The following is a 19,308-nucleotide window of genomic DNA, read 5'->3' as shown; positions in this document are numbered from 1 at the left end:
TCAGAGGTCGAGCTGATCCTCGAGCATCCCGATTTGGGCGACGTGATCGACGGGCCATTCGGTGATGTTCTGAAGCCCGCGATCCTCAAGCACCTCCGAGTCCGGATGCTCGGCAAGCCAGGCCTCGATCTGCGCATCACGCGCGCGCAGCAGCGCCTCAACCTGAGGCCGGTAAAGCGTGACCATCCCGCTCAGCCAGAGGTTCACCGCCCAGTTCGGATGCGCCAGCTCGATCGCGAAATGATCGAGCAGCCGGATCATGTCCTCGGCGCGGTAGAGGCACTCATCGGTCACCCAGCGGTTCGTGGTGAAGATGCGCAGCGCGCGCCCCTGTGCATCGACGCTGATCGCGCCGATATGGACGAAGCGGGACGCGCCGTCCTCCGGGATGCGCGCACCGGGCAGATCCCAGGGCTTCAGGCCGGGAATGATGCCGTCAGGGCGCATGAAGAGGTGGAAATGCCCGTTCTCGCCCTTGGCCATCTCGCGCGCGTCATGGGCGTGGTAGAAGTAATGGCAATGGGTCTCGGTATCGAAGACATCGCCGCGCGGATAGCGTTCCCAGGTGAGGAAATCACCCTGCCCGCGCAAGACTTCCGACACCACGCTCATGCCCGACTTGGCAAGTACAGTCTCACATTCGAGCACGGTCTCGGCCGCGTCATGCATCTCTTCGAGACGCGCGCGCGGCAGGCGGTCGATCGCGGGGGTCGGGATGCGCAACGTCGGTGCGGGGCGGTGCGGCGCGGGGTCCATCTTCGTCATCGGGCCTCTCTCCTCATGCGAACGGGGCCAGCCTAGCGGCTGACCCCGTCCTTGTCATCGCGACATTCGCGCTCAGAGCGGCGGCATGCCGAGCATTTCGCGCACGGCCCCTTCGCGCGAGGTCTTCAGGCCGACCTGACGGCCTTCCTCGACGGCGATCTCGACGGGCACGCCCTTCGAGGCACGGTAGAGCGCCCACATCGCGCCCACGCGGTTCGAGCTCTCGCAGTGCAGCAGGATCGGGTAGTTGGCCGGGTCTTCGACGATCTTCGCGAATTCGGCGACCTGCTCGTTGGTCGGCGCCTTGGTCGGCACGGCGATATGGATGTATTTCATCCCGGCCTTCTCGACCAGCTCACCCTCGTTCGGCGCACCCTCGTCGGGCTTGAGCAGGCTCACGACGGTCTTGAAGCCGAGCATCTTGAGCATCGGGATGCCGGTCGGGTCGATGAAGCCACCGGTGCCGACATAGGGCGTCGCGCGCAGGTAGTTGTCGACGATCGGGGGCATCTTGTCGCCATAGGGCGCCTGGGTAGCCTTGACGGTCGTGTCATAAGGCCCCTTGGCCATCGGTGCCGCCTCGGCGGTCGCCGCCGGAGCTGCGGCCGGAGCGCAGGGGTTGGCCGCCGGAGCCGGGGCACACGGGTTGGCCGGCATCGCCGCCGGAGCGCAGGGGTTGGCCACCGCAGCCGGGGCGCAGGGGTTGCTCGCCTGTGCATTCGACACGGCGGGCACGGCTGCGCTCATCGCGACAGCGGTCACCGGAACCAGAGCTGCGCGCAGCAGGCTCTTGCGTTGTTTCTTGGTCTTCATGGACATATTCCTCCCTTGAACTTTGTCCGTCTTTTCAAATCGTCGCTCAGCCGCGCGCGGTCGAGGTATCCCCCGAGCGCATGGCGAATTCATCAGCCTCGTCATCGGGCGCACAGACTTCTTCGGCGGTGAACGGGCCACCACGGGCGCGCTCCATCATCGAGCCGAGGCGGAAGCCCACAGCCGCGAAGACCACCAGCACAGCGAGGATCACCCATTCAGGCAGACCGAAGAGCTGCGGCAGCGTCTGGGCGTTCGGACCTTTGCCCGCCATGTAGAAGCCCATCAGCGGCTCGTAGACCCAGGCAAAAGCAGAGGTGCCGATCACCATGCCGATGGCAAAGACCACCGCGTCGATGCGGCCCGAGGCCACGCCCACGACCGAGGTGCCCGGGCAATAGCCGCCCATCGCGAAGCCCGCACCGATCAGCACGCCGCCACCGAGGATCGCCCAGAAGAACAGCGTCGGAATGAAGACCGCATTCGGGCCCATCCAGCCCATCGTGCGCAGGACATAAAGTCCGATCGCACAGACCAGCACGGCGGTGAACATCACCTTGAAGACCGAGAAGTCGCGCAGCGTGAACTGCCCCGTCAGCTTGCGCGGGGAGCCGAAGCCCGCCGCCTCCAGCGCGTAGCCGAACAGAACGCCCGACAGAAGGCCAGCGGCGACGCCGCCATCGTAAAACGGAATGGTCATTGCCAGAGCCTCCGCATCATGAAGGACACGGCGAAGCCCGCCGCGAAGAAACCGATCAGGAAGACGAAGCCGGCCACCGCCAGCGTCGCGCCGCCCGACAGGCCCACACCCGAGGTGCAGCCACGCGCCAGACGCGCGCCGAAGCCGACCAGAGCGCCGCCGACCAGAGCATAGCCCAGACGGCTGCCCGAGGAGACGCGCGGCCCGCGCTCGACCTTGACCGAGATGCGGCCGGCACCCTTGGCGCCGAGCCAGGCGCCGATCAGAACACCGATCACTTCCCAGGTGATCCAGCTCAGAAGCGGCGCGCCCGCTTTCATGAAGGGGCCGAAATAGGCGTTCTCGGCGGTCGCCTGCGGCGCCACCCAGTCATTCGCCTGTGCCGCGAATCGCGTCACGAAGCCCGATGCACCGAGCCCGTGCCCGGTAACGATGAAGGTCAACAGCAAAGCCAAGCCCAGCACGGTGCCGGCGGCCAGCGGAGACCAGAACGGTTTGGGGGTGTCCCTCATGGCAGCCTCCCTTTCTCCCATGATGATAAACATATTCAAAGGTGATGATACAAATTGCGAAAGCGCTTTCAACTTGATTGAACGCCGCAGCGCGGCATCAGCGCCGATTCGGCGTCGGAAATTCGGCCTGAAAACGCTCGTTCTGGCGGGAAAACCCCGCGCCGCGCCCGCAAAATAGTGTGATTTTACATGCCGTTCCGGAGTGCACCCTCACGCCGATACGGCCTTGCACAAATTCGTGAGGCGCCTGAAAGCTTTGTGACCATCGCGTGACGAGATCGCAAAGCGGCTATCCAGCGCGACGCCTCGCACTGTCATTGCCGCGGCCCACGCAAAAGGCCGGAGCATCGCCCCGGCCTCTCGCAGTTCTCGTCGAGACGGCTCAAACGCCACTGTCGAACGGCTCGAACGCTTCCGCCCGCGCGCGTTTCCAGCGCTTGAGATAGCCGAAACGGTCATCATCCTCGCGCAGCAGGAACCCTTCGGGCATGTAGTGATAGATCTCGTCGCCCACCTTGAAGTCGCGTTCGCGGTCGCGCACCAGCAGATGATGCGGCAGGAACTGCCCGGGATGCGTCAGGCCCGCAGCCCCCGTCATCTCGGCCAGCGCCTTCATCGTGTTGCGGTGGAAATTGGCCACGCGGGTCGCCTTGTCGGGCACCACCAGCGCGCGCTGACGGATCGGATCTTGCGTGGTCACCCCGGTCGGGCATTTATTCGTGTGGCACGACTGCGCCTGAATGCAGCCGATCGCGAACATGAAGCCGCGCGCCGAGTTTGCCCAATCCGCCCCGATCGCGAGCGCCTTGGCAAGGTGGAACGCGGTCACGAGCTTGCCCGACGCCCCGATCTTGACCTTGTCGCGCAATCCCGCCCCGCGCAGCGTGTTATGCACGAAGCTCAAGCCCTCCACGAGCGGGAAACCCATGTGGTTGGCAAATTCCAGGGGGGCCGCGCCCGTGCCGCCTTCCTTGCCGTCGACCACGATGAAATCGGGCGTGATGCCGGTCTCCAGCATCGCCTTCACGATGCACATGAACTCGCGGCGGTGACCGACGCAGAGCTTGAACCCCACCGGCTTGCCGCCCGACAGCTCGCGCAGCTGAGCGATGAACTCCATCATCTCGATCGGGGTCGAGAAGGCCGAATGCGAGGCGGGCGAAATGCAATCCACTCCCATCGGAATGTCGCGCGCCTCGGCGATCTCGGGCGTGATCTTGGCCGCCGGGAGCATCCCGCCATGGCCGGGCTTGGCGCCCTGGCTCAGCTTCACCTCGATCATCTTCACCTGATCGTCCTGCGCCCGCATCGCGAATTTCTCGGGATTGAAGCTGCCATCGTGGTTGCGGCAGCCGAAATAGCCCGAGCCGACCTCGTAGATCAGATCCCCGCCCTCGCGGTGATAGCGCGAGATGCCGCCCTCGCCCGTGTCATGGGCGAAACCGCCCATCTTCGCGCCCTTGTTGAGCGCCATGATCGCATTTGCCGACAGCGCCCCAAAACTCATGGCCGAGATATTGTAGATCGACGCCTTGTAGGGCTGCTTGCAGTCGGGCCCGCCGATCTCGACGCGGAAATCGCTATCCTCGATATGGCGCGGCTTCACCGAATGGGTAATCCACTGATAGCCAGATTCCGAAACGCGGATCCGGGTGCCGAAAGGCTTGGCATCCTCGATATCCTTGGCGCGCTGGTAGACGATGGTGCGGGTGGCGCGCGAGAACGGCACTTCCTCGTCATCGCCCTCGATCAGATATTGGCGGATCTCGGGGCGGATCTCCTCGAAGAAGAAACGCAGATGGCCGAGGATCGGATAGTTCCGGGTGATGGCGTGCTTCGTCTGGATCAGGTCGTAGATCCCGACGAGCGTCAGAAACCCGAAGACGATGGCGGCGATCAGAAACCAGTCGGTCAGGATCAGGCCAGAGAGCGCGCCGAGCGTCAGCAGAGCCGACAAGGCGAGCGGCGAAAACCGTATAAAACGCGTGAACATGCCCCCTCCCCGGGGTTGTTTTCGTTTGTTCCTGCGCAGCCAGTCTAGCGCGCCCGGCCTCTATGTCGAGCCAGAGTTAACGGCGCAACCCCGTATCCGGCCAAATCGCCGCCTCGAGCGCATCGAGCCCATCGGTGAGCGCCGCGGGGCCCGGTTGCAGGATGAGCGTCGATTTGACCTCGTGAAGCCGGTTTCGCGCAACAGCCGGAACGTCCTGCCAGCCCGGCCTTGCCGAAACTTTCTCGGGCCGGAATTTCTTGCCGCACCACGAGCCGACGATGACCTCCGGCGCCGCTGCAATCACTTGTTCGGTAACAACGATGCGATCCTTCGCCTTCCCCTCGCGGGCGAGGTGCCCGAACACATCCTGCCCGCCCGCGATCTCGATCAGTTCCGACACCCAGCCCACCGCGGAGATCAGCGGCTCGTCCCATTCCTCGAACCAGACGCGCGGTCGAGTGGCCCGCGGTTTCGCGGCGATCGCGGCCAGCCGGGCCTCATAGCCCGCGGCGAGGGTCTCGGCGCGCTCCGGGCAGCCCGTCAGCGCACCGAGCGTGCGGATCATGTCGAGAATGCCCGCGATCGAGCGCTGGTTGAACGCATGCACCGCGATCCCTTCGCGCACCAGCCCCGCCACGATCTCGGCCTGAAGATCCGAGAAGGTCAGCACCAGATCGGGCTTGAGCGCGAGGATCTTCGGCAGATCGGCCGAGATGAAGGCCGACACGCGCTGCTTTTCGCGCCGCACCCGCTTGGGACGCACCGCATAGCCCGAGACACCGACGATGCGCGCGTCCTCGCCCAACAGATAGAGCGTCTCGACCGTCTCCTCGGTCAGGCAGACGATGCGTTCGGGCGGAAAAGCCATCAGAGCCCCAGCGTCGAAAGCGGTTGGAAAACAGGGCCCTCCGGCGTGATCTTGAAATGCGCGCGGATATGGAAAACCTCGGCGAGCAGCTGTTCGGTCAGCACCTCCTCGGGCTTGCCATCGGCCACCAGACGCCCGCGATCCATCACCCAGAGCCGCGTGCAATGGCGCGCGGCCAGCCCCAGATCGTGCAGCGAAGTCACAACCGCGCCGCCGGCCTGCGCATGGGCCGCGAAGACCTCCATCGTCGCGATCTGCGCCGCCGGATCGAGCCCCGCGATCGGCTCGTCGGCCAGGATCAGCGGGCTTTGCTGCGCGAGCGCGCGGGCGATCAGCACGCGGGCCTGCTCGCCGCCCGAAAGATGCGTGGCGGTTCGCTCGCGATAGCTCTCGAGGCCCATCCGGCGCAGCGCCTCCTCGACCGCGGCCGCCCCCACCGTGTTCTGATCGCGCCCATGCGGCAAGCGCCCAAGCGCCACCAGTTCCGCCACCGAGAGCCCCCAGGCGATCTCGCGCGCCTGCGGCAGCCAGGCGGCCAGCTTGGCACGCGCCACCGGATCGCGCGCGGCCAGCGAACTCGCGCCGCGATGCGCGATCAGCCCCAGCGCGCCGCGCATCAGCGTCGTCTTGCCCGCGCCGTTCGGCCCGATGAGGCCGATCAGCTCACCCGGACCCACCTGCGCCGTGACGCCATCAACGACCGGGCATTCGCCGCGCAATACGGACAGGTCTTGCAGCTCCAGCATCATCCCTCCCGCCCCATCTTGCGGATCATCGACAGGAAGAACGGCGCCCCCACAAGCGCCGTCAGCACCCCGAGTTTGAGGTCGCGCTCGGGCGCGATTACCCGGGTCGCGATATCCGCGAGCGTCAGCATCGCCGCGCCGCCAAGTGCCGAAGCCGGCAACAGACGCGAAGGCCGCGACCCCACGGATTTCCGCAGAAGATGCGGCACGACGAGACCCACGAAGCCGATCGCGCCCGCGACGGCAGTCGCCGCGCCAACCATCAGCGCCGTCCCGAAAACGATCTGAAGCTTGAGCTTTTTCAGAGAGATGCCCATCGAGGCCGCCGCATCCTCTCCAAGGCTCAACGCGTCGAGCCCCGCGCCCGCCCGCAGCAGTATCACCGCGCCGAGGATCACGAACGGCAGCGCCAGCGCCACATGGGTCATCGAACGATCCGCAAGTGACCCCATCATCCAGAACACGATCTCCGCGGCCGCATAGGGCGACGGTGCGAGGTTCAGGACAAGCGCGGTTGCCGCCGCCGCCAGCGCCGAAACGGCGATGCCCGCGAGGATCAGGACCAGCGCCCGTCCCTCGCGCCCCGCAAGGATCAGGATCAGCGCCACCGCGACGCCCGCACCCGCCAGCGCGGCGAAGGGAAGCGCCAGCGCAAAGGCCGCATAGAGCCCGGTCTGGATCGCGATCACCGCACCAAGCGCCGCCCCGGCGGAGGTGCCGATAAGCCCCGGCTCGGCCAGCGGGTTGCGCAGAAATCCCTGCATCGCGGCCCCCGACAGCCCCAGAGCGGCGCCGACACCGATCCCGAGGATCGCACGCGGCAGGCGTAGTTCCCGCATGACCAACCCCGCAGCCCCTTCGCCAGAGATCAGCGCCGAGAGCCCTTGGAGCGGAGAGATGCCCGACGGTCCGATCAGCAGCGACGCGAGAAACAGCGCCGCGCAGGCCAGGCCGAGAAGGATCAGGATCGCACGATAACTCATTGCGTCAGCTTTTCTTTCTCGATTTTGCGCCCGAGTTCAGCGAGTTCTTCCACCGCAGTCAACATCGCCGGCGCCCCACATGTCCAGCTCGCATCGCGCAGCCCGCGCACCACCGGCAGATCGCGCAGCACCGGATGGGCCAGCACCTCCTGCGCGCGGCTCGTGCCTTGCCCTTTCATCGAGCCGCCCACGACAACCAGATCAGGGCGATCCATCACCAGATCCTCCAGTGGCAAGCGCCCGCCCCAGTCCAGCCCCGGCCCGCTCACGACATTGGTAAAACCTGCCATCTCGAGAATTTGCCCTTCGAGCGTGCGCGGCCCGTAGCCATAACCCGAAGGCCCGATGATCGCGGCGCGCAGCCCCGGTGCAGGTTTCTCGATCGCCGCCAGTCGCGCATCAAAATCAGCGAGCATTTTCGCGGCGCGATCGGGATGGCCGAGCAGTTTGCCCATCGTCTCGATCCGGCCCCGAAGTTCAGGCAGCGAGGTGCCCGGAGGGAGTTGCTCAACCCGGATCCCGAGCGTGCGCAGCATCCGGATCGTGTCCGGGCTCGACCAGGTATCGGCCAGAACGAGATCAGGGTGAAGGATCGAAATCTCTTCGGCACGGCCATAGTTTACGGGATAGTCCTCAGCCTGCTTCCAGCGTACCGACATCGACGGATCGGTCGCGAAATGGCTGAGCGAGACGATCTGCCCCGGATCGGCCAGAGCCAGCGCCAGCTGATCGGTGCACAGGTTCATCGAGACCACGCGCGCGGGCTCCTCGGCCCACGCGGATGTCGCCGCCCCAAGGGCGGCAAAAAGGGCGGCCAGAGCCGCCCCTTTCAGATCAGAACCGCGCACGCAGCCCCACATAGGCCGCGCGGCCCGACGTGCCGTAGCCCGGCCAGAGCTGGTAATCGGTATCGGTCAGGTTCTCAATGCGCAGATAGGCCTCCTTGCCCTCGCCCAGATCGTAGGTCATCTGCGCGTTCATCAGCCCGTAATCAGGCTGGCTCTGGCGATCGGTCACGACGCGCAGATCGGCCGCGAGGGTGATCTTGTCGGTCACTTTGGCATCGATCCCGGCGGTCAGCGTATGACGCCCGAAAGCCGAGTTCCAGGTCGAGCCCGAGGACAAGCCTGAAGGGTTCTTCTTGTCGAGATAGGTATAACCGAGCGAGTAGCCGATCTTGTCGGTGATCGGCCCTTTCATTCCAAGCTCGACACCCTGGCGCGTGGCGGTGCCCGAGGTCTGGTAATAAGCCGGATAGGCGTAGTCGATAAGATCCTTCACTTCGATCCGGAACAGGGTCGCCGTCAGCGTGTGAGCGCCAAATTTCTGTTCGATCCCGAAATCTCCGCTGATCGATTTTTCGGGGCGCAGCGTCGCGTCACCGTAGGGTCCATAGAGTTCATAACCCGACGGCGCACGATAGCCATTGCCGAGCGAAACCTTCAGCAGCGTGTCGGGTGCCGCTTGCCAGGTCACACCGAGCCGACCCGTGGTCTGATCACCGAAAGAAGAAAGCTGATCATGACGTGCCGAGGCGATCACATTGACACCCTCGACGGGAGCAAAGGCGTACTCGGCAAAAACGCCGGTAACGCTCGTGAACGCATCGCTTCCACCATAGGTCGACTTGCTGGTGAAGTTCTCCAGCGTCCGGTCGATCCCGAAACTCGCTTTGCCGCTGCCGACCTCTGCATGGCCGAGCCATTCGAATTTGCGCCGCTTGCCGACATAATCATTGAAGGTCGGCCCGTAGAGGGCGGTCCCTCCATCCGTGCGCCGCGCGATCCGAAAATAGCTCAAAGCAACTTCCTGCGACACCGGGCCAGTGTCGAACTGCGCGAACAGGCGCGCGCCCCGCGTTTTCGCATAGGTTACTTCATCGGGCGTGCCATCGACCGGATAAGATGCGTAGGTCACCGGATCAAAGGCGGTTTCGTCGTACTCGCCGCGATCATTCTGCGCGAACCCCGCAAAACCGATCAGCAGGTTGTCGGAAATGCGCTTTTGCGCCCGCAGGCTGACGCGGTCAGCTTTGTAGCCGTCCTTCTCGGTATTGCCGTTCTTTTCGTCAGCCGCCGAGAACCCGGCGGAGTAGATCTTCGACAACTGAACCGAAAGCTCATCATCGCCCTGCTTCCAGCCGAAGTTATAGGCGAAGTTCGCAGTCTTGTAGGACCCGAGCTCTAGAGCCACGCTTTGCGACACGCCCTCTTTGGTGGGGCGCGGCGTGTCGAGATTGATGACCCCCGCGACAGCCGACCCGCCATAAAGGGCAGATTGCGTGCCGCGCATGATCTCGACGCGGTCATAGTTGAAGGTATTCAAACGGCCCAGATCGGCGGCAACCTGCGGCCCCGAGGGGTCCGACACGTCGATGCCGTCGACAAGAACCTTCACGTAGTTCTGCGACACGCCACGAATGGTGAAGCCGGTCTGCGCGCCCATTGGGCCGCGCGCGAGGATGCCCACGCCGGGGGTTTGCGCGATCAGATTGGACAGGCGCGTCTCGCCGCTGCGCTCCATATCCTTCTTGGACAGAACCGTCACCGCCTGTGCAGTCTGGTCGGCGGAGCGCGGTTCCAGCGCGCCGTAATAGATCACGATCTCGTCGAGCTGATAGGGTTGATCGTCTTGGGCGAGCGCCGGGGCGGCGAGCGCGGTGGTGAGCAGGAGGCTCGTGGTGAGGCGGGAAGCCAGCATTTCCAAATCCCTCGTATCGCGCCCCGAAGGTCACGCGAACTTATCATTGCAAGTCTTTGGAAAGATACGCTTTCCGCCGACGGTGAAGAGTGTCACCACTGACGGAAATCCGCCTCGCCTGAGCACCCCGCACAGGCAGAAAGGATGAGCGCCTCGGCAGGTCTCCTGGCTCGCGGGTCTCAGCTCGGGCTGGCCTTCCCGGGATCTCCCAGTGGCTCAGTCAGCCTTCGCTCGCCGCTCACAGTTGCGGGGGCAGCCCCGGAATGGATGCGTGCATCGCACCGGGTTCCCTTTTCATCCGCTCTCGCGGAACCGAAGTGGGGCCGATGTGCCGTGCGAGACAGGAACTGTCAAGAAAATTTCAGCTCTCGTGAGCGAGGCGCGCACGCTTGTTGAAGCGGATCGAGGACATCAGCGCCAGGCCGATCAGCCCCGCGCCCACGAGCCCCGTGATCAGTTCGGGCACATGCACCAGCGTCTGCGCGAACATCACCACGGAGAGGATCAGGATCGACCAGAAGGCGCCATGTTCGAGATAGCGGAATTCGCTGAGCGTGTTGCGCTCGACCAGCATCAGCGTCATCGAACGCACATACATTGCGCCGATCCCCAGACCGATCGCGATCAGGAACAGGTTCTGGGTCAGCGCGAAGGCCCCGATCACCCCGTCGAAACTGAACGACGCGTCGAGCACTTCGAGATAGAGGAAAGCGCCGATCCCGGCCTTGGCGGTCTCGCTCGAGAGGCTTGCCCGGTCGAGCACATGGCCGAGCACCTCGACGCCGAGGAAAGTCGCCAGACCCGCGACGGAGGCGAAGAGGAAATCCCCCTCGCGGCCCTCGGGCAGAATCCAGGTGAAGAGCATGATCACCAGCAGCACGAAGCCAATCTCGAGCCCGCGGATCGAGGCGCAGGCGCGAAGGCGGCATTCCAGGGTGCGGATCCAGTCGATCTCCTTGCCCTCGTCGACGAAGTAAGTCAGCGCCACCATCATCAGGAACGCCCCGCCGAAGCCTGCGATCGACAGATGCGCGCCGTCGATGATGCGCGCATATTCGGCCGGGTGCTTCGCCGCGAGCTGGATCGCCTGCCACGGGCCGATCCCGGCCGCGATCACCACGATCAGCAGCGGAAACAGGATGCGCATTCCGAAGACCGCGATCAGGATGCCCCAGGTCAGGAAGCGCCGCTGCCATTTCGGCGACATCTGATGGAGCTTGTTGGCATTGACGATGGCGTTGTCGAAGCTCAGCGAGATTTCCAGCACCGCGAGCACTGCCGCGATCAGCAGGAAGGACGCCGCCCCAGCCAGAGTGCCGCTGTGATGAAGCCCGAGCGCGAAGGCACCCACGAGCCCCGCAAGCGTGACGGCGAAGGCCCAGGAAAAATAGCGGAAGGCGGTTTGCATGCTGGCTCCGGCTGGCATTGGGAGGTCACATAGGTCGGGGACAGGGGCTTCGCAAGGGAGCGGTCCGGCAGAGTTGACCTCTGTGGCAACCGGAGCGCGTTTGTGATGGGAGCGTATTTCCGATGGTCGGCGGCGCGCGCCCACCCGGATTGCGCCCGATCCTCCCCCTTGGGCAGGCACCATGGCCGGGACATCGCGGGGGCCGAGCGACAGTCGGGCTTTTGAGACAAAGCGGCGGCCACGGGCACTGCGAGCCCCCAAGGATCGCGCGCGTTTCTGCCGCTAGAGGCCCGCCTCATCGAGCCAGCCCTGGATCCGGGCCTTGTTCACCCCCAGATCGGAGCGTCCGAAAACGAGATGGCCGCGGATCTGGATAGTTTGACCGTCGACCCAGAGCGTCGTGACATCCGGGAACCCCCAGAAAGCCGAGCGAGTGACATAGGCCACCTGCCCCGCCTCCGGGCTGCCCTCGACGCGCCGGGTGCGGGCGGTGGCGCGAATGATCTTGTCGAGCGCCACCATCTGCACCTGCGGATCCTCCACCTCGCGCGCCGCCTGAAAGCCACCGGGTTCGGGATGATCTCCGGGCGATTTGGCTCGCCCCGCAACCACAAAGCGCGCCGGGTCGATCGGGGCCAGACGCACCCAGGCATCGGCGGCAATCACCAGAAGGATGATCGCAAGCAGGATGATCCCCATCCGCTTCACCCCTGCCCTCCGCGCAAGCTCCATCCCGCGAGCGCGATCAGCTCCGTCGCGACATGCGCCCCTGCGATCGCGGTGGCGCCGGTCGTGTCATAGGGGGGTGAGACCTCGACCACATCGCCGCCGATCAGGTTGATCCCCTTGAGCCCGCGCAACAGCGCCGCCGCCTGCCAGCTTGCCAGCCCGCCCCAGACCGGCGTGCCGGTGCCAGGCGCGAAAGCCGGATCGAGACAATCGATATCGAAAGTGATGTAGCAAGGCTTGTCCCCAACCACCGCGCGGATGCGTGCGAGCGTCGCGTCGATCCCGTCCTGATGCACCATCGGCGCGTCGAGAATGGTTACTCCGAGCGTGTCGGGATTGTCGGTCCGGATGCCGACCGAAACGGTATTCCGCGCCGCGACAACGCCGGTCTTGATCGCCTTGTAGAGGAAGGTGCCGTGGTCGATCCGATCCATGTCGTCATCGGCCCAGGTATCGGAATGCGCGTCGAACTGAATGAGCGCTATCTCTCCGTGATGCGCCGCGATCGCGCGCAGGATCGGCAGGGTGATGAAGTGATCGCCGCCCAGCGTGATCGGCACCACCCCGGCCGAGACGATCTGCGCCAGATGCGCCTCGATCCGGCCCGGCACCTCCGCGACATTCGCATAATCGAAGGCCATGTCGCCGTAATCGCTGATCGCCAGTTCGGTGAACGGGTCATAGCCCCAGCCAAAGGGCGCATCGAAGGCTTGAAGCGTGCTTGCCTCACGGATCGCACGCGGCCCGAACCGGGTCCCCGGACGGTTCGTCACCGCCTGGTCGAACGGGATGCCGGTGACGGCAATTTGCACGCCAGAGAGGTCTTTGCTGTAGCGGCGGCGCAGGAAGCTCGTGGCACCGCCGAAAGTATTCTCGAAACTCAGCCCCCGCGTCTGCGCCCGCGTAAAAGCCTGATCCACTTGGGTTTTCGCATCTTCCAGCGCCATCGCACCCTCCTTGCCAAGAGCGCGACTTTCGCGCGGCTCAGCCGCAAGGTCAAGCGAGCTACGCGCCGCCGGGTGACAGCATGTCGCAGGGTTATACAATCACATTCCCACCTCTTTTTGATCTGCATCAAGATGCTCACGTTTTCGTGAGCTTAGAAGGATTCTACCTTTCAAGAGCTACGGAGGAATTTAGCCATGAAAAGGATTTTGGTTACCGCTCTTGCCGCTTCGACGGCGCTTGCGGCACCCGCGCTGGCCGATGATGCGGCGCTGCGCGAACAGGCCAAGGAGATGTTCGAAGCGATCCCGCTTCAGGCGCCCATGCTTGAGGATAACGTGATCTCGCGCGACCGCGTCGATCTGGGCAAAGCGCTCTTCTTCGACCCGCGCATGTCGCGTTCGGGTCTTTTCTCGTGCCAGTCGTGCCACAATGTCGGCATCGGCGGCGTGGATGGCCTCGAGACCTCGATCGGCCATGGCTGGCAGAAGGGCCCGCGCAACGCACCGACGATGCTGAACGCCGTGTTCAACGTGGCGCAGTTCTGGGACGGCCGCGCGCCCGACCTCGAAGCCCAGGCGAAAGGCCCGGTGCAGGCTGGCGTGGAAATGAACAACACGCCCGAAAACCTCGTGGCGACGCTGAAATCGATGCCGGCCTATGTCGCGTCGTTCCAGACCTCCTTCCCCGGCGAAGACGATCCGGTGACTTTCGACAATTTCGCGAAAGCCATCGAAGCCTTCGAGGCGACTCTGATCACCCCGAACTCACCCTTCGACAAGTTCCTGATGGGACAGGATGCGGCGCTGAGCGATCAGCAGAAACGCGGCCTCGCGCTGTTCATGGATGAGGGCTGTGCGGCCTGTCACCAGGGGATCAACGTGGGTGGGCAGGATTACTATCCGTTCGGCGTTGTCGAGAAACCCGGCGCGGATGTGCTCCCCGAGGGCGATCATGGCCGCTTCGCGGTGACCGAGACGGCCGATGACCAATACGTCTTCCGCGCCGGCCCGCTGCGCAACATTGCACTGACCGCACCCTATTTCCACTCCGGCACGGTTTGGGAACTGCGCGACGCGGTGGCGATCATGGCGACCTCGCAGCTCGGCTCCGAGCTCAACGATGCGCAGATCGACGACATCACCGCCTTCCTCGAAGCGCTGACCGGCGAGCAGCCTCAGGTCGTTCACCCGATCCTTCCCGCACGCACGAAGGACACGCCGAAGCCTTACACGATGGTCACCGAGCAGTAAGGCAGACCGCCCGAGACAGAGAGACGCGCGAAGGGACCTTCGCGCGTTTTTTCCTGTCTGGACCCGGCGTGGCCAGAAACGGTCATCCATGTTACGGTGACGCTAGGTCAGGCGCGTCATGCGCGTCCCGGAGGCTCCGATTGGCTGACGCCTCCGAACCATCGCCATTTTCCCAAGTGATCTCTCTTAAAGACTTTTCCCGCAACGAAAGACGCAAGGAGAGAGACCATGACGCTGCAAGGCACCACGTTTCCCCGCGAGGAGGGCGTGCTTTATCTCACCGAAGGCGGCACCGAGACCGAGGTGATCTATCGTCACGGCCACGAGCTACGCGACTTCGCAATGTTCGAGCTGATGGATAAGCCCGAAGCGGTGCGCGATATGGAGAACATGTATCGCCGCTATCTCGACCAAGCTGCCGAGCACGGGTTCTCGGCACTGATGGCGGGGTTCGATTACCGCGCGAGCCCGGATTGGGGCGCGAAGCTCGGCTATTCATTGGAAGGGCTGCGCGAGATGCAGCACAAATGCATCGACTTCCTGCGCGATGTCTCGCGCGCCTACGAGGGCCAGATCGACCGGATCGCGATCGCAGGCTGTATCGGACCGAAGGGCGATGCCTATTCCCTCAACCGCGACATCACCGCCGAGGAGGCCGAGGACTATCACGCCACCCAATGCGAGACGCTCAAGGACTGCGGCGTCGATCTGATCTGGGCCGCGACGATCAACAACATTCCCGAGGCGGTCGGTATCAGCCGTGCGGCGGCGCGGGTCGGGCTGCCGGTTAACATGTCCTTCACGCTCGACAGCTCGCACAAGCTGAAATCAGGGCCAAGCCTGAGAGAAGCCATCGAGGCCACCGATGCCGAGGCCGGGGCCGCTCGGCCTGATTCCTACGGGATCAACTGCTCGCACCCGCTGGAATTCGAACCCGCATTGGAGCCCGGCGACTGGGCGCGCCGCCTGCGCTCACTTCGCCCCAATGCCGCGAAGATGGACAAGGTCTCGCTATGCAAGCTCGGCCATATCGAGGAAGGCGATCCCGAGGAGCTGGGACAGATGATGGGCGATCTCGCGCGGCGCTATCCCGATATCGACATCTGGGGCGGCTGCTGCGGGACATGGGACAAGCATTTCGACCGGATCGCGCATTACGTGCGAAAGGCGCGGCAAGAGCCCCTTCCCGCCTGATCGCGGCTGTTGCGGGAGGCAGCGTTTCCACGCTCCAGGGTTTTGCGCAAAAGAAAAAGGGGCAGGCCTGAGCCCACCCCTCTCTCGACGGAAAAAGGTATCCCGGATTACTCGGGCTGGCAGATCTCGCCGCGAGTGATGCCGATCACCGTGCGCGCCACCAACCCCACGATCAGCAAGGTCAGCATCACGAGGAAGGCCGTCCCGATCCGCACATGTGCCTGCGACTGCGTAAGCTCCCCTTGCAGGAAGGTCGCAATGGTCAGTGCAGCGAGCGGAAAGCTCAGCGCCCAGAAGCTCATCGCGAAGGGCAGCCGCAGGATGCGCGGCACCTGCACCGCCACCAGCGCGGCGAAAACATAGGCGAGCGACAGCAGGATATGTGCGAAGGGATCGACGCCATGAACCTCGGTCGCGCCGGGCAGGATCGGCTCGGCGGTCAGGCGCAGCCAGGCGATGAACGCCACCGCGGGCGGAGCCACGAGGATCACCAGCGTCGGCTGCAGACGCCCCGGCAGCGGGTCGTGGAACACGAGCCGGTTGAAGACCAGCGTCAGCAGGATCAGCCAGAAGATCATCCCAGCCGAGAAGAAGATCCAGCTGATCTCGGTGAAGCCGAGCTGCGCCCCCGCAACCGGCACGATCACATTGCCCACCGCCGGGATGAACCAGGCGGGGTTGAGATGGCCATGCATGAAAGAGCGCGTCCCGATCCAGTTCGTCAACACGGCCAGCATCATCAGGCCCTGCAGTGTGGTCCCGACCAGCCACAGCGAGAGCGCCAGAGGCTTCGACACCGTCATTGCGATGATCGCCAGCAAAAGAAGCGAGATCGCGATGGTCGGGAAGAAGGACAGCCGGATCGGATGATGCCATTCGCCCGAGACAGCCTTGGGGTGCTTGAGTGCCTTGAGAAGGTAGAAGAGCGAAATGAGCACGAAAACAGCGGCCGTGACGACGAACATCACCTGATAGGGCATCGGCCCGAGCCCGAGCGGTTTCGCCGCGGCGCGCAGCGCCAGGGTGAAGCCGCCCAGCCCCATCGTGGTGGCATAGAAGGTGATCGGGAAATGCTCGAGCCGGTTATGCTCGGCACTCGCTTCGACTTGCGTGCTCATTGCGCTCTCCGTTTCATTCGGCGGTTTGCCGGCCCTTGGTCAGGGACTGAATTGTGTAGACCAGAATAGCCGTTCCGACGGCCCCTGCCCCTGCGACACCGAGCAGCACGATCCAGTCCACCGGACCGCCGATATCGGCGAAGCTCGAATGGGTGACGGTCTGCACGAAGATCACCGAGGCGACGGCCCCCATCGGCATGAACATCTGCGCCAGCAGGAACTTGCGCGCCGAGAGGTGGCGGTCGCGGATCAACACGTAGAGATAGGCGATCGTGATCACCGCGGCGGTGACGACCATGGCCCAGAACAGGCCGCGCCCGAAGATCTCCTCGAAGACGGCGATCAGGGTTTCAAAGGTGAGTTGTTTCATCGTTCGTCTCCTTACGCCTTGCCGCGCAGCATCGCGTTATAGGTGGGTTTGAGCGCGATTTCCTTCATCAGCCACGAGATCCACAGCTCTTCGAGCGGCGCGATCACGCCCGGGAAGGAGGGCGTCAGGCGGTTCTGGTAGTCGAACTCGACCAGCATCGCGCGGCCGACCTTGGTGATCAGCGGGCACGAGGTATAGCCGTTATAGATCTCGGTACCGTCACGGCCCTCGATCGAGGCGACGAGGTGATCCTCGACCACCGGGATCTGCCATTTGACCGACGCAGCCGTCTTGCCCTTCGGCACGCCCGCGATATCGCCGAGGCCGAACACATTGGGGTAACGGCGGTGGCGCAGGGTCTCCTGATCGACCTCGAGCCAGCCCTGGCCGACCCATTTGTCTTCCCAGGCAAGGCCCGACTCGCGCACCACGTCGGGGGCGATCATCGGCGGGATGACGTTGGTGAAATCGAAAGCGATCTTCTGCTCGGTCGCAGGCGTCACGGTGACGATGCCGTTGGCGTCCACCGAATGTTGCTCGGGGGTGCGGAAATAGGCCTCGCGGGTGCCTGCGTCGATGCCCGTGAGAATGTGATGGGTGCGGGTCTCGAAGCCGCGCTCGCCGAACAGCAGCTTGACCTTCTCGTTCACCACCGGGACTGAGAACAGCCCCCCGTTATTGGCGGCGTAGATGATCTGGCTGTCCTCACGGGTGCCCTTCTTGCGCAGGTAATCGTCGGTCAGGAAGGTGTATTTCAGCGGCGCGCCCGCGCATTTCATCTCGGTCGCCGGGCGGCCGAAGAGCGCCACGCCCCCCTTGTCGGTGAAGCGGTCCATCGCCTCCCAGGTCTTCGCGGCGTATTCGGGGCCGGCATAGACCGCGCCGATGCCATTCTGGCCGACCTGGTCGAGCTCGAAACCCTCGATGCCCGCCCAGTTCAGCTTCAGGCCGGTGGCGACGACGAGGTAGTCATACTCGATCTTCTCGCCGCCCTGCGTGGTGACGCGCTGCGCCTCGGGGTCGATCTCGGCGGCGTAATCCTCGACCCAGTTCACGCCCGAAGGGTGCCAGTCGGCCGTGTTCGACACCGAGTAGCTGGCCTGTTTCAGACCGGCGGCGATCAGGGTAAAGCCCGGCTGATAGTAATGCTGCTTGCGCCCGTCGATGATGGTGATCTGCGCACCGTCGAGGCGCTGCACGAGCCGGTTCACGAGCCCCGTGCCCGCGGCCCCAGAGCCCACGATCACGATGCGCGCGTTGGTCTGGACCGCAGCGGTCGCGGGTTTGGCCGCGCCCATCGCGCTCAGTGCCGCAGCTCCGCCAGCCAGACCCAGAAAACCCCGCCGCGACGGGCTGAAAACGTCTTTAACCATACCGATTTTCTCCCTCGGACATATTCCGGTATGCGCATGTATTCAATTTTCCGAGAGGCGTGAGCCTGACAAAAGGACGCATCCGCGATGCATCTTTTTTCCGCGGACCTGACATAAATCAAATCCACATCCCGGATTGACCTATATCACGGCGGCGTGACCTCGGAGGAGAATCCATGCGCCTGACCACACGTACCAACCTCGCGATGCGCGTTTTGATGTTCTGCGCGGTCAACCCTGGAAAGATCGTGCGCAAACACGATATCGCCGAGGCCTGCAACGCCTCCGAGAACCATCTGGCCCAAGTAATCAATACCTTGGCGCAGAAAGGGTTTATCGAAACCCAGCGCGGCCGCTCGGGCGGGATGCAACTGGCGCGCCCCGACACCGAGATCGGCGTTGGCGACGTGCTGCGCGCCTTTGAGGCGGGTCTGCCTTTCGCCGAATGTTTCGACCCCGACGCGAACACGTGCCCGCTGCGCAATGCCTGCCTGTTCCGCGAGGCGCTGTCCGAGGCGCTCGAAGCCTTCTACGAAGCGCTCGATCGCAAGACCCTGGCCGATCTGGTCGAGGACAATACCGCGCTCGAGTCGATGCTCAGCCTGCCCGGCGCGATGCAAATCTCGATCTGCGGCACGAAAGAGAGCGCCCCCAAGACGCTCTGATTTCGGACTGCTTCGTTCGAAACGCCCCTGTTTCATTGGGTTTAGCCATGATTTCGTGGCGGCTTTGTCACAGTTGCATGACACCCGATCACGCGAACGCGAACAGAATTCAGTTTCGCTTGACCGCCCCTTTTCCTCACGAGAGCCTGTGTCTACTTGTCGCATCAGAAGCG

At 64.2% G+C, this 19,308-nt stretch carries 19 protein-coding genes and 1 riboswitch; of the genes, 3 read left to right on the top strand and 16 right to left on the bottom strand.

What is annotated here, in order from left to right; genetic code table 11:
- The 13 genes from TP2_RS02845 to speB all read right to left on the bottom strand — a co-directional run bounded on the left by TP2_RS02845 (position 1) and on the right by speB (position 13,164).
- Positions 1-765: a DUF6969 family protein gene (locus TP2_RS02845; protein WP_051692132.1), complete on the bottom strand. Its 765-nt coding sequence runs from the start codon at positions 763-765 to the stop codon at positions 1-3.
- Between the two features lie 72 nt (positions 766-837).
- Positions 838-1,578 carry a protein tyrosine phosphatase family protein gene (locus TP2_RS17840; protein WP_051692131.1) on the bottom strand — a complete coding sequence of 247 codons (741 nt, stop codon included), beginning with the start codon at positions 1,576-1,578 and terminating at the stop codon, positions 838-840.
- A gap of 46 nt (positions 1,579-1,624) precedes the next feature.
- On the bottom strand, positions 1,625-2,278 hold the full coding sequence (locus tag TP2_RS02835; protein WP_084713834.1) for a DUF6691 family protein: 654 nt from the start codon (positions 2,276-2,278) through the stop codon (positions 1,625-1,627).
- On the bottom strand, positions 2,275-2,790 hold the full coding sequence (locus tag TP2_RS02830) for a YeeE/YedE thiosulfate transporter family protein (RefSeq protein WP_038073011.1): 516 nt from the start codon (positions 2,788-2,790) through the stop codon (positions 2,275-2,277). Before TP2_RS02830 ends, TP2_RS02835 begins: the two co-directional genes overlap by 4 nt.
- Positions 2,791-3,172: 382 nt before the next feature.
- On the bottom strand, positions 3,173-4,783 hold the full coding sequence (locus tag TP2_RS02825; protein ID WP_038073009.1) for an FMN-binding glutamate synthase family protein: 1,611 nt from the start codon (positions 4,781-4,783) through the stop codon (positions 3,173-3,175).
- A gap of 76 nt (positions 4,784-4,859) precedes the next feature.
- Positions 4,860-5,651, bottom strand: coding sequence for a cobalamin-binding protein (locus TP2_RS02820; RefSeq protein WP_038073008.1), 792 nt, complete (start codon positions 5,649-5,651; stop codon positions 4,860-4,862).
- Positions 5,651-6,397 (bottom strand): ABC transporter ATP-binding protein, encoded by a 747-nt coding sequence (locus tag TP2_RS02815; protein ID WP_038073442.1) that lies wholly within the window; start codon positions 6,395-6,397, stop codon positions 5,651-5,653. The genes TP2_RS02820 and TP2_RS02815 overlap by 1 nt, the downstream gene beginning before the upstream one ends.
- Positions 6,397-7,380, bottom strand: a complete 984-nt coding sequence (locus tag TP2_RS02810) for a FecCD family ABC transporter permease (RefSeq protein ID WP_038073007.1) — start codon at positions 7,378-7,380, stop codon at positions 6,397-6,399. The genes TP2_RS02815 and TP2_RS02810 overlap by 1 nt, the downstream gene beginning before the upstream one ends.
- On the bottom strand, positions 7,377-8,228 hold the full coding sequence (locus tag TP2_RS02805) for an ABC transporter substrate-binding protein (RefSeq protein ID WP_240473692.1): 852 nt from the start codon (positions 8,226-8,228) through the stop codon (positions 7,377-7,379). The genes TP2_RS02810 and TP2_RS02805 overlap by 4 nt, the downstream gene beginning before the upstream one ends.
- A complete protein-coding gene (locus tag TP2_RS02800; RefSeq protein ID WP_038073005.1) occupies positions 8,215-10,080 on the bottom strand; it encodes a TonB-dependent receptor plug domain-containing protein in 1,866 nt (621 codons plus the stop codon). The genes TP2_RS02805 and TP2_RS02800 overlap by 14 nt, the downstream gene beginning before the upstream one ends.
- 138 nt (positions 10,081-10,218) lie before the next feature.
- A riboswitch (cobalamin riboswitch) is annotated at positions 10,219-10,412 on the bottom strand.
- Positions 10,413-10,441: 29 nt separating this feature from the next.
- A complete protein-coding gene (locus TP2_RS02795; RefSeq protein ID WP_206198300.1) occupies positions 10,442-11,488 on the bottom strand; it encodes a DUF475 domain-containing protein in 1,047 nt (348 codons plus the stop codon).
- Positions 11,489-11,770: 282 nt separating this feature from the next.
- Entirely contained in the window at positions 11,771-12,187 is a 417-nt protein-coding gene (locus TP2_RS02790) for a DUF1499 domain-containing protein (RefSeq protein WP_038073003.1), read from the bottom strand.
- 5 nt (positions 12,188-12,192) lie between these two features.
- Complete coding sequence (speB, locus tag TP2_RS02785) at positions 12,193-13,164, bottom strand: agmatinase (protein WP_038073002.1); 972 nt, start codon at positions 13,162-13,164, stop codon at positions 12,193-12,195.
- Positions 13,165-13,359: 195 nt separating this feature from the next.
- Here speB and TP2_RS02780 point away from each other — a divergent pair, with 195 nt between their 5' ends.
- Together TP2_RS02780 and TP2_RS02775 are read left to right on the top strand one after the other, a co-directional pair.
- A complete protein-coding gene (locus TP2_RS02780) occupies positions 13,360-14,415 on the top strand; it encodes a cytochrome-c peroxidase (protein WP_038072992.1) in 1,056 nt (351 codons plus the stop codon).
- 228 nt (positions 14,416-14,643) lie between these two features.
- On the top strand, positions 14,644-15,609 hold the full coding sequence (locus tag TP2_RS02775) for a homocysteine S-methyltransferase family protein (protein WP_038072991.1): 966 nt from the start codon (positions 14,644-14,646) through the stop codon (positions 15,607-15,609).
- 107 nt (positions 15,610-15,716) lie between these two features.
- On the opposite strand, the gene TP2_RS02770 is transcribed toward TP2_RS02775, so the two are convergent.
- The 3 genes from TP2_RS02770 to TP2_RS02760 are packed head-to-tail and all read right to left on the bottom strand — an operon-like array spanning position 15,717 to position 18,470.
- Positions 15,717-16,727: an SLAC1 anion channel family protein gene (locus tag TP2_RS02770; RefSeq protein ID WP_038072990.1), complete on the bottom strand. Its 1,011-nt coding sequence runs from the start codon at positions 16,725-16,727 to the stop codon at positions 15,717-15,719.
- Between the two features lie 13 nt (positions 16,728-16,740).
- Positions 16,741-17,097, bottom strand: a complete 357-nt coding sequence (locus tag TP2_RS02765; protein WP_038072989.1) for a DUF5368 domain-containing protein — start codon at positions 17,095-17,097, stop codon at positions 16,741-16,743.
- A gap of 11 nt (positions 17,098-17,108) precedes the next feature.
- Positions 17,109-18,470 (bottom strand): NAD(P)/FAD-dependent oxidoreductase, encoded by a 1,362-nt coding sequence (locus TP2_RS02760; protein WP_038072987.1) that lies wholly within the window; start codon positions 18,468-18,470, stop codon positions 17,109-17,111.
- 176 nt (positions 18,471-18,646) lie between these two features.
- On the opposite strand from TP2_RS02760, the gene TP2_RS02755 reads away from it, so the two are divergent.
- Positions 18,647-19,135: an RrF2 family transcriptional regulator gene (locus TP2_RS02755; RefSeq protein ID WP_038072986.1), complete on the top strand. Its 489-nt coding sequence runs from the start codon at positions 18,647-18,649 to the stop codon at positions 19,133-19,135.
- Positions 19,136-19,308: the final 173 nt, after the last annotated feature.

The organism is Thioclava pacifica DSM 10166, assembly GCF_000714535.1.
GTDB classification, from domain to species: domain Bacteria; phylum Pseudomonadota; class Alphaproteobacteria; order Rhodobacterales; family Rhodobacteraceae; genus Thioclava; species Thioclava pacifica.
The sequence above is the reverse complement of the archived record's forward strand: the minus strand, read 5'-3'. Positions and strand labels throughout refer to the sequence as shown.

Coding starts and splice junctions, on each gene's coding strand:
- TP2_RS02845 (WP_051692132.1), bottom strand. CDS start 765: ATGACGAAGATGGACCCCGCGCCGCACCGCCCCGCACCGACGTTGCGC.
- TP2_RS17840 (WP_051692131.1), bottom strand. CDS start 1,578: ATGAAGACCAAGAAACAACGCAAGAGCCTGCTGCGCGCAGCTCTGGTT.
- TP2_RS02835 (WP_084713834.1), bottom strand. CDS start 2,278: ATGACCATTCCGTTTTACGATGGCGGCGTCGCCGCTGGCCTTCTGTCG.
- TP2_RS02830 (WP_038073011.1), bottom strand. CDS start 2,790: ATGAGGGACACCCCCAAACCGTTCTGGTCTCCGCTGGCCGCCGGCACC.
- TP2_RS02825 (WP_038073009.1), bottom strand. CDS start 4,783: ATGTTCACGCGTTTTATACGGTTTTCGCCGCTCGCCTTGTCGGCTCTG.
- TP2_RS02820 (WP_038073008.1), bottom strand. CDS start 5,651: ATGGCTTTTCCGCCCGAACGCATCGTCTGCCTGACCGAGGAGACGGTC.
- TP2_RS02815 (WP_038073442.1), bottom strand. CDS start 6,397: ATGCTGGAGCTGCAAGACCTGTCCGTATTGCGCGGCGAATGCCCGGTC.
- TP2_RS02810 (WP_038073007.1), bottom strand. CDS start 7,380: ATGAGTTATCGTGCGATCCTGATCCTTCTCGGCCTGGCCTGCGCGGCG.
- TP2_RS02800 (WP_038073005.1), bottom strand. CDS start 10,080: ATGCTGGCTTCCCGCCTCACCACGAGCCTCCTGCTCACCACCGCGCTC.
- TP2_RS02795 (WP_206198300.1), bottom strand. CDS start 11,488: ATGCAAACCGCCTTCCGCTATTTTTCCTGGGCCTTCGCCGTCACGCTT.
- TP2_RS02790 (WP_038073003.1), bottom strand. CDS start 12,187: ATGGGGATCATCCTGCTTGCGATCATCCTTCTGGTGATTGCCGCCGAT.
- speB (WP_038073002.1), bottom strand. CDS start 13,164: ATGGCGCTGGAAGATGCGAAAACCCAAGTGGATCAGGCTTTTACGCGG.
- TP2_RS02780 (WP_038072992.1), top strand. CDS start 13,360: ATGAAAAGGATTTTGGTTACCGCTCTTGCCGCTTCGACGGCGCTTGCG.
- TP2_RS02775 (WP_038072991.1), top strand. CDS start 14,644: ATGACGCTGCAAGGCACCACGTTTCCCCGCGAGGAGGGCGTGCTTTAT.
- TP2_RS02770 (WP_038072990.1), bottom strand. CDS start 16,727: ATGAGCACGCAAGTCGAAGCGAGTGCCGAGCATAACCGGCTCGAGCAT.
- TP2_RS02765 (WP_038072989.1), bottom strand. CDS start 17,097: ATGAAACAACTCACCTTTGAAACCCTGATCGCCGTCTTCGAGGAGATC.
- TP2_RS02760 (WP_038072987.1), bottom strand. CDS start 18,470: ATGGTTAAAGACGTTTTCAGCCCGTCGCGGCGGGGTTTTCTGGGTCTG.
- TP2_RS02755 (WP_038072986.1), top strand. CDS start 18,647: ATGCGCCTGACCACACGTACCAACCTCGCGATGCGCGTTTTGATGTTC.